This is a genomic window from Sphingomonas sp. ASY06-1R (assembly GCF_052180265.1).
Taxonomy (GTDB): domain Bacteria; phylum Pseudomonadota; class Alphaproteobacteria; order Sphingomonadales; family Sphingomonadaceae; genus Sphingomonas_I.
The window spans coordinates 2289907-2303797 of the sequence record NZ_CP197464.1; the positions used below are offsets into that span (position 1 = coordinate 2289907).

13 protein-coding genes are annotated in these 13891 nt (G+C 65.2%); 4 read left to right on the forward strand and 9 right to left on the reverse strand.

What is annotated here, in order from left to right; translation table 11 throughout:
* Nucleotides 1-55 precede the first annotated feature (55 nt).
* Together ACSBM8_RS11060 and ACSBM8_RS11065 are read right to left on the reverse strand one after the other, a co-directional pair.
* Nucleotides 56-2860, reverse strand: coding sequence for a M16 family metallopeptidase (locus tag ACSBM8_RS11060; protein ID WP_442678079.1), 2805 nt, complete (start codon nt 2858-2860; stop codon nt 56-58).
* Nucleotides 2861-2937: 77 nt separating this feature from the next.
* Nucleotides 2938-4437 carry a replicative DNA helicase gene (locus ACSBM8_RS11065; RefSeq protein ID WP_442678080.1) on the reverse strand — a complete coding sequence of 500 codons (1500 nt, stop codon included), beginning with the start codon at nt 4435-4437 and terminating at the stop codon, nt 2938-2940.
* Between the two features lie 112 nt (nt 4438-4549).
* Between ACSBM8_RS11065 and ACSBM8_RS11070 the strand changes: the two genes are divergently transcribed.
* Entirely contained in the window at nt 4550-5035 is a 486-nt protein-coding gene (locus tag ACSBM8_RS11070; protein ID WP_442678081.1) for a UPF0262 family protein, read from the forward strand.
* A 7-nt stretch (nt 5036-5042) separates the two neighbouring features.
* Nucleotides 5043-5492, forward strand: coding sequence for a cytidine deaminase (locus ACSBM8_RS11075; protein WP_442681566.1), 450 nt, complete (start codon nt 5043-5045; stop codon nt 5490-5492).
* Between the two features lie 26 nt (nt 5493-5518).
* On the opposite strand, the gene ACSBM8_RS11080 is transcribed toward ACSBM8_RS11075, so the two are convergent.
* The 4 genes from ACSBM8_RS11080 to ACSBM8_RS11095 are packed head-to-tail and all read right to left on the reverse strand — an operon-like array spanning nt 5519 to nt 7831.
* Nucleotides 5519-5914 carry a hypothetical protein gene (locus ACSBM8_RS11080; protein ID WP_442678082.1) on the reverse strand — a complete coding sequence of 132 codons (396 nt, stop codon included), beginning with the start codon at nt 5912-5914 and terminating at the stop codon, nt 5519-5521.
* Between the two features lie 47 nt (nt 5915-5961).
* Nucleotides 5962-6237, reverse strand: coding sequence for a hypothetical protein (locus ACSBM8_RS11085; RefSeq protein WP_442678083.1), 276 nt, complete (start codon nt 6235-6237; stop codon nt 5962-5964).
* Entirely contained in the window at nt 6234-7397 is a 1164-nt protein-coding gene (locus tag ACSBM8_RS11090; RefSeq protein WP_442678084.1) for a polymorphic toxin type 46 domain-containing protein, read from the reverse strand. Before ACSBM8_RS11090 ends, ACSBM8_RS11085 begins: the two co-directional genes overlap by 4 nt.
* The gene (locus ACSBM8_RS11095) at nt 7397-7831 is read right to left on the reverse strand and encodes a DcrB-related protein (protein ID WP_442678085.1); all 435 of its coding nucleotides are present in this window, start codon (nt 7829-7831) and stop codon (nt 7397-7399) included. Before ACSBM8_RS11095 ends, ACSBM8_RS11090 begins: the two co-directional genes overlap by 1 nt.
* Nucleotides 7832-8011: 180 nt before the next feature.
* Between ACSBM8_RS11095 and dcd the strand changes: the two genes are divergently transcribed.
* Together dcd and ACSBM8_RS11105 are read left to right on the forward strand one after the other, a co-directional pair.
* Nucleotides 8012-8566, forward strand: a complete 555-nt coding sequence (dcd, locus tag ACSBM8_RS11100) for a dCTP deaminase (protein ID WP_442678086.1) — start codon at nt 8012-8014, stop codon at nt 8564-8566.
* A 1-nt stretch (nt 8567) separates the two neighbouring features.
* Entirely contained in the window at nt 8568-9350 is a 783-nt protein-coding gene (locus ACSBM8_RS11105; RefSeq protein ID WP_442678087.1) for an acid phosphatase, read from the forward strand.
* A gap of 4 nt (nt 9351-9354) precedes the next feature.
* Here the strand turns inward: ACSBM8_RS11105 and ACSBM8_RS11110 are convergent, their stop codons facing one another.
* The 3 genes from ACSBM8_RS11110 to dnaJ are packed head-to-tail and all read right to left on the reverse strand — an operon-like array spanning nt 9355 to nt 13856.
* The gene (locus ACSBM8_RS11110; RefSeq protein ID WP_442678088.1) at nt 9355-10368 is read right to left on the reverse strand and encodes a glycoside hydrolase family 5 protein; all 1014 of its coding nucleotides are present in this window, start codon (nt 10366-10368) and stop codon (nt 9355-9357) included.
* A 10-nt stretch (nt 10369-10378) separates the two neighbouring features.
* The gene (locus ACSBM8_RS11115; RefSeq protein WP_442678089.1) at nt 10379-12682 is read right to left on the reverse strand and encodes a ribonuclease R family protein; all 2304 of its coding nucleotides are present in this window, start codon (nt 12680-12682) and stop codon (nt 10379-10381) included.
* Nucleotides 12683-12731: 49 nt separating this feature from the next.
* Nucleotides 12732-13856, reverse strand: coding sequence for a molecular chaperone DnaJ (gene dnaJ / locus ACSBM8_RS11120; protein WP_442678090.1), 1125 nt, complete (start codon nt 13854-13856; stop codon nt 12732-12734).
* Between the last annotated feature and the right edge of the window lie 35 nt (nt 13857-13891).

Below are 13891 nucleotides of genomic sequence, written 5' to 3' on the forward strand. Positions count from 1 at the left end.
CACCGCGCGACGCCGCACAACCTCCCGGTGCGCGCCCTGTCTACGAACAAGCCGCCTACCGCAGCGTCGGGCTGTCCAGGTTGAGCTTGTCGACGGGAATGACCTCCGCCTTCACGCCCTTGGCCTGCAACTTGGGCACGAACTGAGCGGCATCGCCCACCACGATCACGCTCGCGGGCGCGGGGTCGATCAGTTCCTGCGAGACCTGGCGCACCTGTTCGGGCGTGACCGCATTGATCGCCGTCGAATAGCGGCCAATCTCGTTCAACGGCACCTCCTGCAGCACCAGCCCGGCGGCATAGCCGGCAAGTCCGTCGGTGGTTTCGACCTGACGGCCGAAGGAGCCGATCAGCGATGCCTTGCGCGCATCGAGCTCCGCCGCCGGCACCTGATCCTTGCCCATCCGGGTCATCTCCTCCCGGATCAGATCGATGACGTCGGGCACGGTGCTGTTCTTCGTCTGCGTCGACGCCGCCAGCGGGCCGGGCGAACGCCGCGCCTGGAAGGAGGATCCCGCGCCATAAGCCAGGCCCCGCTTGACGCGGACCTCCTGATTCAGCCGCGCGCTATAGCCGCCGCCCAGCGCCTGTTCGGCCACCACCATCGGATAATAACGCGGATCCTTCCGCGCGATCGTCACGCGCGCCACCGCAACGGCCGCCTGCGGCGACTGGGGCATGTCGATCACATAGGTCCGTGGCGGCGCCGGCGTACCCGCCGCCGGCGGCACCGCGGCCGGCACATTGGGCTTGGCCCAGCCGCCGAACAAACGATCGGCCATCTGCTGTGCCTGATCCGGCGTGATATCGCCCGCCATCACCAGCGTGGTCGTGTCGGGCCGCCAATAGCCGCGATAGCCCGTCACGATATCGTCCCGCTGGATGGCGCGGATCGACGCCGGCGTGCCGTCGGCCGGCTTACCATAAGGCCCCAGCCCATAGACCGCGCGCGACGACACCATCGAGGCAAGTTGACCGGGCTCGCTATAGGCGACCTTCAAACCGTCGAGCGCCTTAGTCCGCTCGCGTTCCAGTTCCTCCGGCTTGAACGACGGATGCATCGCCACATCGGCGAACACGTCCATCGCCGGTGCCAGTTGATCGGACTTCACGGTCAGCGACAGGAACATACCGTCCCGAACGGCATCCCCGCCGATGGATCCGCCCAGCGTCTCGACATCGCGGGCAATGTCGGTCGCCGAGCGCGTCGCGGTGCCCTTGGTCAGCAGGTCCGCGGTCAGTTCCGCCACACCGCCCCGCGCAGCGGGATCGGTCGAGGAGCCGCCGCCAGTGACCAGATAGGCGGTCACGATCGGCAGCGCATGCCGCTCGATTACAACCAGTCGCATGCCGTTCGCCAGACGGCGCTCGCGCGGCGTCGGCAGGCTCGGCGTCACCGCAGTGCCGGGCGCGGGCGGCTGGACGCGCTGGTCGGCCGGCGCCGCAACGACGATCGGTACGTTTGCCGGGATCGCCAAGGGCGCGGTCGCCACGGTCGGTGCGATCGGCACCGCTTCTGCCTGCGCGCCGGGCGCACCCGGCAGATAATCGATCGTCACCGCACGATCGTCGGCGAACAGCTTGCGGGCGACCCGCTGCACGTCCGCTGCCGTGACCGCCTGGATCTGGGCGATGCGTTTGTCGGCGGCATGCGGATCATTTTCCAGGATGACGCTGGACGCCAGCGTGCTCGCCCTGCCCTCTGCCGTCTCCCGTTCCTTCAGGGCCGAGGTGACGATCTGGTTCTTCACTCGCATCAACTCGGCTGCGGACACCGGCTTGGCGCGCAACTGCGCAATCTCCTTGCGGAGTGCCGCTTCGACCGACTCGGGCGTCTTGCCGCCCGCCACGATCGCATAGGCCGAGAACATGCCGGTGCCCTTACGCAGATCGGTCGATATGCCCGCTTCTGCCGCCAGCTGATCGCGATAGACGAGGGATTGGTAGAAGCGCGCGCTCTCCCCACCGGACAGAATGCCGTCGATCACGTTCAGGACGGCATGATCGGGATTGCCCGCCGGCGGGAGCTGCCAGCTCAGCAGCACCGCCGGCAGCGGTGTGTTGGGCGCGTGGAGCGTAATCCGCCGCGGCGCGGTCCGCGGTGGCTCCGCCACGAAGTTGCGGGGGATGGGGCGACCGGGCTTCGCGATCGGCCCGAAATAAGTGTCGACCCATTTGTTCAGCTCGGCCGGATCGAAATTGCCGGACACGACCAGCACGGCATTGTCGGGGCGATAATATTGAGCGTGGAAGGCGCGCACATCGTCCACCGTCGCGGCGTCCAGATCGGCGATGCTCCCGATGGGTGAGCGCGCATAGCTGCTGACCGTGTAGCTCGCCGCCGGCAGATTGAGGCGGAAGAGGCTGTCATAAGGCCGCGCCGCATCGCCGCGTAATTCCTCCTTCACGACATCGCGCTCGGCCACGAAGGTTGGCTGGTCGATCACCAGCGAACCCATCCGCTCCGCTTCCGCCCAGATCAGCCGCTGAAGATGATTGGCGGGGGCGGATTCATGATATTCGGTGAAATCGTCATCGGTTGACGCATTGTTGTTGCCGCCGACATCCTCGGTCAGCCGGTCCATCGTCTCGGCGGGCATGTTGCGCGTCGCCTTGAACATGAGATGCTCGAACAGATGCGCGAAGCCCGATCGGCCGCGCGGATCGTCACGCCCGCCGACATTATACCAGACCTGGACGGAGACGCTGGTGCCGCTTTTGTCGGGCATGGCGAAGACGCGCAGACCGTTCGGCAAGGTGCGTTCGGTAAAAGCCAGCGGCGCTACGGCCGTGGGTGCAGCGATGATCGGGGTAGCAACAAGGATGGCAGCGGAAAGGGCGGCAAGCGAAACGAGGCGCATGGTTGCTCCTGGAAGATGTTCGCCCGTCGTGCGCCCAAGCGGCGTATAAGGAAAGGGGTTAGGGCCGCATCGGTCGTTCAGCCGGCATAGTCGTCCGCCAGATCGCTGAATTTGGTGATGCGGGCTTCGAACTTCAGCTTCACCTTGCCGGTGGCGCCGTGACGCTGCTTGGCGACGATCAGCTCGCACAGGCCGAATACGCCTGCCGCTTCCTTCATCCATTCCTCATGCGCGGCATGGACGTCGGTACCGCTGGTGGAATCCGGGCGCTTGGGTTCGCGCGCATTGACGTAATATTCCTCGCGGAACACAAACAACACGATGTCGGCGTCCTGCTCGATCGAACCGGATTCGCGCAGATCCGACAGCTGGGGCCGCTTGTCCTCGCGGCTTTCCACCGCACGGCTGAGCTGGGACAATGCCATCACCGGCACCGACAATTCTTTGGCCAGCTGCTTCAGGCCGCGGCTGATCTCCGAGATTTCCTGGACGCGATTCTCGCCACCATTCCGGCCCGAGCCCTGCAGTAGCTGCAGATAATCGACCACGATCATGCCGATGCCGCGCTGGCGCTTCAAACGCCGGGCACGGGTACGCAGCGCAGCAATGGTCAGGCCGGGCGTATCGTCGATGTAGAGGGGCAAGCTCTCCAGTTCGGTTGCCGCGCGGGCGAGGTTGCGAAAATCCTGCTGGCTGATCTTGCCCATGCGCAGGTTTTCGGAGCTGATCCCGCTATTTTCGGCAAGGATACGCGTGGCGAGCTGATCGGCCGACATTTCCAGGCTGAAAAAGGCGACCGCGGCGCCAACCGACTTCTCGTCGGGAATTCCGTCTTCGCGGTCGCGCACCAGCCGCCGCGCCGCATTGAAGGCAAGGTTGGTGGCGAGCGAGGTCTTGCCCATGCCGGGGCGCCCGGCGAGGATGATGAGATCCGATGGGTGCAGACCGCCCATCTTCGCATTCACGCTATCCAAGCCGGTCGTCACGCCCGAGACGTGGCCACCCGAATTGAGCGCGCGTTCGGCTTGCTCGACCGCCAGCTTGGTGGCCTGACCGAATGTCTTGACCGAACCCTGCTCGCCGCCCTCTTCGGCTACCCGATACAGCGCGACTTCGGCTTCCTCGATCTGGCTCTTCGGATCGACCGACTCCGATGTGTCGACGGCTTTCTCGACCATGTCCCGGCCGACGCCGATGAGGGCCCGCAGCAAGGCCAGATCATAGACCTGGGTCGCGAAATCGCGCGCACCGATCAAGGCCGCGCCCGATCCCGTCAGCTGGGCGAGATAGGATGGGCCGCCCAGTTCCTTCAATTCCGCATCTGCCTCGAACATCGGGCGCAGCGTGACGGGATTGGCGACCATATTGCGGTCGGTCATCCGCAACAGGGCTTCATAGATGCGACCGTGGACCGGCTCGAAGAAATGCTCCGGCCGCAGCTTCAGCTGCACGTCTTCGACCAGACGGTTGTCGATCATCAGCGCGCCCAACAGCGCGGCCTCCGCCTCCACATTTTGCGGAAGCGCGGGCGGCCCGCCCTCCGGGGAGGGCGGCACTAGTCTAATCGGTTCGGCCATGCCGCCATCCTTGAGCCAAAAACCGGCGCACGGCCATGATTCGATGGCCTGTGGATAGCGTTAATAACGCGGATATTTTGCCAAGCTTCCTTGTGCACGATAAGCGCGGCCGATGGCCGACCCTCGCATCATCGCGATCGAACTGGACGACGACACGTTCCCGACGCGGGCGATCGCGGTCGATCGGGAGCGTCAGATCGCGATCCACGATCTGCTGGCCGGCAACCACTTCGAACCGCGCCGCCCGATCGAAAAAGGTTTTCATGGCCCCTATCGCGTCAAGCTGCGAGTCGAAGAGGGGCGCCTCGCGATCGACATTGCGGATGCCGGCGATCGCTTGCTGGAAACGATCAAGCTGGGCCTCACCCGCTTCCGCCGCCCGATCAAAGACTATTTCGCGATTTGCGAGAGCTATTTACGCGCGCTGGGCGAGCAGCAGCAACCGGCGCAGATCGAACCGATCGACATGGCGCGGCGCGCGATCCACAATCAGGGCGCGGAATTGTTGAGGAACTGTCTGGAGAATAAGGTGGCGATCGATTTCGAGACCGCACGGCGGCTCTTCACCCTGATTACGGCGCTGCATATCCGTGGCTGAGATACCGATGGAAGACGTCGCCGGCCGCGTGCTGATCGATCACGCGCTGGAGGCGGCGAAAAACGCCCACGCCCCCTATTCGAAATTCGGCGTCGGTGCCGCCGTGCTGCTGGAAGACGGCACGATCATCCCCGGCACGAATTTCGAAAATGCGAGCTACGGCCTCTCACTCTGCGCCGAGACGGTGGCCTTGGCCGCGGCCAACGTGGCGGGGCGGTTCAAGGACGTCGTCGCGATCGGCATCGTCGGCGGCGCGATGACGAAGACAGGCCTGGAGGGCGACTCCCCCATCTATCCCTGCGGCCGCTGCCGGCAGATCCTCAACGAAGCCGCGGATATGGGCCGTCGCGACATCACCATATATTGCGGATCGGCCGACGGCGCGATCGTCCGGCGGCATCTGCTGTCGGAGCTGCTGCCCTTCGCGTTCGGGCCAGGCGATCTGGGCATCGGCTGAGGCGTCGATCGCTGATCGGCGCCCGCTTATCGGAACGCGAAGGCGATCGTCTCCAGCGCCGAGCGTGGATCGCGGGCTAGCGAAACTTCAAGACGATCGTCGGCAAAGCTGTCCGCGCCGAACATCCGCGTGATGATCGCGGCATGCTTGGCGCGCCTTGCCGCCTCGCTCGTTTCAAGGTCATCCCAGGACCGTCCCGGAACATCCGCCCAGAAGTAGCCGCTGTGCACGCAATCCTGGTAGAAGGAGATGGACGCGTTGAGCGCCTCGCCCCGCGTGGCAAATCGGCTCCAGCCTGGCTGCCCATGAATGTCGCCGGATTCGCCTGCGAGCTGCGCTGTCAGATCCTCCAGGCGTGTCGAACCACTGATGGCGCAACCGGCGTAGACAAGACTGGAGTTCTTCGCGTCGAACGTCAGCATAGCCCAGCCGCTACCCGCCGAGCGCGAAGATCCGCATCACGCCGCGGTCAGGCAATATGCTGCCGGACCTCTTCCAGCATCGCGTAGATCGTGTCGCAAAACGGCATGTCGACCGCCTCCAGCTCACGCGCGCACATCAGACCGACATTGAGACTGTCGTAAAAGGCCTGATCGATCGGCGCGCCGGACGCGAGACGTTCCTCGACCCTGGCAATGTCACGGGAGGCGTAGAGGAAAAGCGGGTGGCCGGGGAACTGTTCCAGCCGTTCGTCGGTCGCGGCACGTGCCGCGTGGACACGCTCGTCAATGGTAGAAATGGTCATGGGGAGAAAGCCGCCTGATCTGGAACAAAGAATTGCCTGCCGCCGCCGGGCGTCTGCGCCGTCGCATAGGGGCTGGACCACGTGTCATCCACGGCCGCCGCGGTCGAACGCAATGCGCTGGTGGGACGAGTCGACACATAGTCGGTCTGAACCTTGGACACCGCCCCAATCGCCGGATCATGACCGACAGGCGAGATACCGAGCTCTGCCGGCTTGGTCTGCGCCCCGGAAAAGTAATTGCCTTTCGGTCCGCCGGGCACCTGCCACTGGCTCATCTCCGTGCCCGCCGGGAGATCGACGACCTTCACCGGGCGCGTGAAATCGATGCCCTTAAGATGCGAGTCGATGCGCGCCTGCGGCCAACCCTGCTCCGCATAATAATTCTGGGCGGTCGTGCGATTGACCGCAACATCGCGCATCTGGCCGCCCTTAAAGCCGAGGCCGCCGCCGATCGCACCACCGGCAAAGCTGCCGAGCACGCCCGCAACCGCCTGCCCCGTCGCGCCATAACCCATGGCCCCCGCGGCGGCGGTGGCGCCCTGGCCGCCGAGATAGCTTCCGCCTGCACCACCCACCAGGCTGCCGACCGCAGCGCCGACGCCATAGGTCAGGCCGACGCCCAGCGTCCCGATAGCGGTACCGCCGATCGTCATCGCCAGCATGACGTTCTGCAGGGCGACCGGCACTTCAGGCGTCGGCTTGATGACCTCCTTGGAGGGGCCACCGATGAAGACGTTCTTCGAGCCTTTGCGAATGATGGCCGAGCAGCCCATCTTCTCGCCGACCCGCGCGGCCGGCTGGCTGTTGATCAGCACCGTCTCGGCCCCCGTGGCGACCGGTATCGGCGGTCCCGAATCCTTGCTGCACGGACCCGTCGCGAGCACCGTCATCGCCGCCGGCCGGCCGTTGATGAAAACGTTGCGTGAGCCGATCTTGATGACGCCCGTTTCCGGCCCTTCAATCGTCTCTCCGATCGCCTGGCCCGCCATGCCGGCGCCGCCGGTGATGGCGACGGCCGCGCCGACCGCGATCAGGCTTACGCCACCGGTCAGGATCGCAGCCCCGATCAAGGCGCCCACGGCGAGGCCGATGACCACGCCATTCATGGCGGAGCTGTGGCCGAAGGGATCGTCGACCCGTGCGGCTGCCGCAGCCCCCATCAGGCGATCCGAAAGCTTTTCAGCATTTCGCGGAACGTGGGCTCGGCATCGTCAAACTCGCCCCGCCCCGCGGTCGCCGTGGCGATCACCAGCCCGTCATCCCCATCCTGGACGAACGTCACGCTCTGCGTCAGCTTGGCCTGGGCATTATGCCAGTCCACCTTCACTTCGGCGAGAACGGAGGCGCCACGCGCATCGACCCGGCGCGACACTTCCTGAAAGCCTGCCAGCTGCTCGGCCATTTGCGCAACCTGACGATCGATCAGCATATTCATCCGCGCTTGTGGGTCGGTCGGAAGGTCCTTGGGCGGCACATCGCGCATCACCACCATGTTCGGGGTTACGCCCGACGCACCCGCTTCGGCCGCGCTCAATACGAGCATGGACTTGTCGCGCCAGCCGCCCGGGCAATCCATCGACATTCCCTGAAGCAAGTCGCTCTCCCTCAACTGCGCCGCAACATTACCGGCCCCGGCACGTGGCGACAAGGCGACAGGCAAGATTGGCAGTCCGTCGCTTAGGTATGCAATCGATGACGCGGTAATTCGCTCCCCTTGCCCTTCCCTTCCTTTCCGGCAAAAGCTTCAACTCCTTCAATCGCAGCGAGCGCGCCTATGTCCATTCAATCCGATCGCTGGATCCGCGAGCAGGCGCAGAATCACGGTATGATCGAGCCGTTCGTGGAGGCGCAGCGGCGCGACGGGTGCATCAGCTATGGTCTGTCCTCCTACGGCTATGATGCGCGCGTTTCGGACGAGTTCAAGATCTTCACCAATATCGACAGCGTCATCGTCGACCCGAAGGATTTTGCGCATAACAGCTTCGTCGATCGCAAGACCGACTGCTGCATCATCCCGCCCAACAGCTTCGCACTGGCCCGCACGGTCGAATATTTCCGCGTGCCGCGCGACGTGCTCGTCATCTGCCTTGGCAAATCGACCTATGCCCGCTGCGGCATCATCGTGAACGTGACCCCGCTCGAGCCCGGCTGGGAAGGCCATGTCACGCTGGAATTCTCCAACACGACGCCCCTGCCCGCCAAGATCTACGCCAATGAAGGCGCCTGCCAGTTCCTGTTCCTGAAGGGCAATGAGCCGTGCGAGGTGAGCTACGCCGATCGCGCCGGCAAATATATGGCGCAGACGGGCGTCACCCTGCCGAGACTATGACGTGACGCTACGGATCGTGCTCGGCCTGTTGGCGATCGGCGGCGCCGCGATCGCGGCCGCGCCGGTGCCGGGCTATCTGAACGGCGTGTTCGATCTGACGACGATCGTCCCACCCGCGCCGGTGAAGGGCGACATCCGCTATGCGGCGGATCGCAAGATGTTCAAGGCGACGCGCGCCATGCTCGACACGCCGCGCGGCCGGCTGGCGACCGACGACGTGCCCTCCTCCGTGATCGCGGTCGAGAAGGATTTCAGCTGCGCCGCCGGCGTCGCGATCTCGCCGGACGCCACCCCCGCCACGCATCGCCTGCTGGCGGCCGCCAATGCCGATACGGCCCGCGCCAACAATGCCGCGAAGGACCATTGGAAGCGGCTGCGCCCGTTCCTGATCGACAAGGGTCCAACCTGCGAATCGAAGGAGGAGCTCGCCAAGAGCTATGATTATCCCTCCGGTCACGCGACGCGGGGCTGGACGTTCGGCCTGATCCTGTCGGAGGCGGAGCCGGATCGCGCGCATGCCATCCTCGTCCGTGCGCGTGCCTATGGGGAAAGCCGGATCGTGTGCGGCGCGCACAATATGAGCGCGATCGAGGCTGGCCGCACCGGTGCGAGCGCGACCATGCAGGCGATCCGCGCTACTGCCGCCTATCAGGCCGACCTCGCCGTTGCCCGGCGCGAACTGGCCGCCGCCCGCGCCAATCCGGCCAATGCGCCGGACGCCGCTTCCTGCTCCGCCGAAGCCGCGTTGGCGACGCCTTCGGTCCTGGCCGCCGTCAGGAAGTAAGCGCTCAGCCCTTGCCGGGGATCAATGCGCCCAGGATCGGCCGCACCCAGTCATTCGCTTTCATGTCCCACACGACGAAGTCGCTGTCGAACTGCCAATAGGCCCAGGCAAAGCCATGGCGCTCGGCCGACCGCGCGACGGCGCTCGTCCACGCTACGCGCGACGCCATGTCGCCGCCCTCGCGCGCGCCGAACTCGCCCAGGAGGATCGGGCGATGATGCTCTTTCGACCAGGCGGCAACCCGATCGAAATCGCTATCGATCTTGGCCGTCTCTTCGGGGGAGCAGCAGGTCACGCCCGACACATTGGCATATTCCGGCGTCCAGCTTGCGCCCTGATGCGTGAACCGCATCGGATCGTAATAATGGAAGGTGACGATGATGTGCTGATCATTCTCCGGCAGCTCCAGCGTGTCGAGCTGGCGCAGGCTGTTCCACTGCGTCGGGCCGATGATCAACGTCCGTGTGGGATTATCCTTGCGCACGATCGGGATCAGGTCCCGCAACATCGCATTCCACTTGGCAGCGTCCAGCGCGCCATGCGGTTCGTTGAGCAGTTCGAACATCACGCTGGCGTTGCGCTTGCGCAGGTGGCGCCCGACCTGCGTCCAGAATGCGATGAGCTTCGCGCGACACGTATCCGGCTGGTCGCTGCACAGATTGAAATCATGTTCGTCGATGATGACCTTCAGCCCCGCCTTGCTCGCGCCGCTGATCGCCCAGTCCAGCGTGAAGAGCCATTTCGGGTCGAGTTCGTTATCGGCGTTCATATGCGCAAAGGACTGGAGCACGATCCGGACGGACGTGAAGCCGGCCTGCCGGATCTTGGTGAAATGCTCCGCCTTGAAGCGGCCGCTGCCGAAATCCTTCCAGATCGGATCGTAGCCCAGGATGTTGACGCCGCGGCCCAGCGTCCGGGCCTGATCCCAGGCCGATGGTGTCGCGCGCTCGGCCTGCACGCCGCTCGCGCCCGCTGTCGCCAGCAGGAGCGCCGCCAAGCCCGTCCACATACCCCGCATAGCTTGTCCCTTATCTGCGCTTGCCATTGTGCCGTATGTTGCCCGGGCGGCCCCGTCGCGGGGCGGTCCGATCGTTGCGTCGGGCGCGCGGTGCGCTCGATCCGCCTTCCGCATCCTCTATTTCGAACCGCAGCGCGCCGGAGATCGGGTTGGCTTCCGCCAGCCGCAGCTTGAGGTGCATGCCGGATGTATAGCGCGTGCCCGTCTGCTCGCCTTCCAGCGCATGGGACGCTTCGTCATAACGGAAATATTCGCGCCCCAGGGTCGATATCGGGACAAGCCCGTCGCCCCCCAATCCCACCACGGTGGCGAAGAAGCCGAAGGGCTGCACCCCCGTGATGCGCGTATCGACCAATTCGCCGACGCGCGTCGACAGATAGGCCGCGACATAGCGGTCGATCGTCTCGCGCTCCGCCTCCATCGCGCGACGTTCGGCGGCGCTGATTGCTTCCCCGATGCGCACGAAGGCGGTCTCATCCTCCACGGGCAGCCGCGTCTCTTTGACCGCCGGCGCCAGAGTATAGGCACCCACCAACGCGCGATGGACCAGCAGATCGGCATAACGCCGGATCGGACTGGTGAAGTGGGCATAGCTGCCGAGCGCGAGGCCGAAATGGCCGGCATTGCCGGGGCCGTAATAGGCTTGCGTCTGGGTGCGCAGCACCTGTTCCATGATCTGGGGACGCTCGTCACGCTTGCCGACCCGCTCCAACAGCTGGTTGAACGTGTTGGGCTTGATCACCTGACCCAAGGCGAAGCTGATCCCGAACGTATCGAGATAATCCTTCAGCGCGACCAGCTTCTCCCGGCTGGGCGGCTCGTGGATGCGGTACATGACCGGCGCTTTCTTGGCCTCCAGCGCCTTGGCCGCCGCGACATTGGCCGCGATCATATAATCCTCGATCAGCCGGTGCGCATCCAGCCGCTCCCGCGGGGCCACCGACAGGATATGGCCTTTCTCGTCGAGCACGACCCGCCGTTCGGGCAGATCCAGCTCCAGCGGCGCGCGCTTGTCCCGTGCCTTGGCCAGCGCCGCCCAGCACGCCCAAAGCGGCTTCAGCGCCACCTCCACCAAATCCGTAGCCTCGGCGGAGGCACGGCCCGCTGAAGGAGGTTCGGATTGGCCGGCCAAGGCGGCCGCGGCCGGAACGCCGGGGGCAGCGTCTATCGCTGCCTGCGCATCCTCGTAGGCGAGATTGGCCGCCACGCGGATAACTGCTCTGGTAAATTTCCAGCTCTTCAACGCGCCATCGGGGGAAATGACGAGGTGGCACACCAAGGCGGCCCGATCGGCGCCTTCCTTCAACGAACAGATGTCCGCCGACAATTCTTCCGGCAGCATCGGCACGACGCGGTCCGGGAAATAGACGCTGTTGCCACGACGCCGCGCTTCCCGGTCCAGGTCCGAACCGGGGCGGACATAGAAACTGACGTCGGCAATCGCGACGATCGCCTTGAAGCCGCCCGCATTGGCAGGATCATCGTCCGCCGCCGCCCAGACCGCATCGTCATGATCGCGGGCGTCGGCCGGATCGATCGCCACGATCGGCAGATGACGCAGATCTTCGCGCTGCTCACCCAGCGGCAATTGCGAGACCCGGTTGGCTTCGGCAATCGTCTCGTCGGTAAAGCGATCGGGGATGCCATGTTTATGGATCGCGATCAGGCTGAAGCTGCGCGGTGCGAACGGCTCCCCCAGCCGCTCCACCACCCGCGCGGTGATGCGCGGTGGCCGTCCGGCCTTTTCCGCCAGCACGAGATCGCCCGCTTCGGCATCGCCGGCATCCGACACTATCAATTCGCGACGTTCGCGCTTGTCGACCGGCTTCAGCCACAGGCGTTCGCCCTCCTGATGGAGCACGCCGAGTATCTGTTCTTCACCGCGCGCCAGCCGCTTCATCGGATGCGCGACCCAGCCTTTGCCCGCTTCCTCCGTGCGCGCGAGAATGCGGTCGCCGGGGCCGAGCGCGCGGTCCCGCTTGCCGCGTTCGATCACGCGCAGCTTGGGCGGCGGGCCGTCCGCATGCCAGCTTTCGGGCACGCCGAAGGCCTGACCGTCGTCGGCGACATCGACGATGCGCAACACGGTCACCTTGGGCACGCCGCCCATCTTGTGAAAGGCGCGGCCCGGTGCGCTGTCGATCAGGCCTTCATCGGCCATGTCCTTGAGCAAAGCCTTGAGCGCGATCTTCTCATTGCCATGCAGCCCGAACGCCCGCGCAAGCTCCCGCTTGCCCGCGGGTGTCGGGCTGCTGGCGATGAAATCCAGTATCTGTTCGCGGGTGGGAAGACCGGGTGTGGTACGGCGGGGCATCAAGCTTCCTTAGGGATCATGCGTCCGCGGCGCCACACGGCGATTAAGGTCAGTCGGCGCCGAGCATCCCCTTGAGGCGCGAGAAGAAGCCGCTCGTTTCCGGGCATTCCTCGCCCGTCTCGGTTGCGCGGAATTCTTCCAGCAGCTCTTTCTGGCGGGCCGTCAATCGGGTCGGCGTCTCGACCTCGATCTGGACGACCATGTCGCCCTGGCCACGCCCGTTCAACACGGGCATGCCGGCACCGCGCTGGCGCAGTTGCTTGCCGGATTGAATGCCTGCCGGAATGCGGATCTCGTGCGCCTGCTTGTCCAGGCCGGGTACGGTGATCGATCCGCCCAGGGCGGCCGTGCTGAAGCTGATCGGCGCGCGCGCGAACAGGGTCGTGCCTTCGCGCTGGAACAGGCTGTGCCGGGCAACGTGGATGAAGATGTAGAGGTCGCCGGACGGCGCGCCGCGCGCACCGGCCTCGCCCTCGCCCGTCATCCGGATGCGGGTGCCTTCGTCGACGCCCGGCGGAATCTTGACCTGCAGCGTCTTGGTCTTCTCGACCCGTCCTTCGCCGCGGCATTGCGCGCACGGCTCGGCGATCACCTCGCCCCGGCCGTGGCACGTCGGGCAGACCCGTTCGACGACGAAGAAACCCTGCTGCGCGCGCACCTTGCCATGGCCATGGCAGGTCGCACATCCGCGTGCCGCCGTGCCGGGCTTGGCACCCGTGCCGTCGCAGCTGTCGCAGATTGCGGCGACGTCGACGCGGATTTCCTCGGTCTTGCCATGGAAAGCATCTTCCAGGCTGATCTCCAGGTCGTAGCGCAGATCGGCACCACGCTGCACCGACGAACGACCGCCGCCGCGGCCTCCGCCCATGAATTCGCCGAAGATATTCTCGAAAATATCCGAAAAACCTTCAAAGCCCTGGCCGTGATTAGGGCCGCCGCCGCCGCCATTCTGGAATGCGGCATGGCCATAACGATCATAGGCTGCCCGCTTCTGCGGGTCCTTCAGAACGTCATACGCCTGGCTGATCGCCTTGAATTTGGCCTCGGACTTGTCGCATCCCGGATTGCGATCGGGGTGGCACTCCATCGCCAGGCGGCGATAGGACGACTTGATCGTCTTATCGTCGGCGGTCCGCTCGATTTCGAGCAGTTCGTAAAAATCAGTTTCAGCCATCGACTTCCCAGATGCGAAAGCCCCTCTCCCGTGTG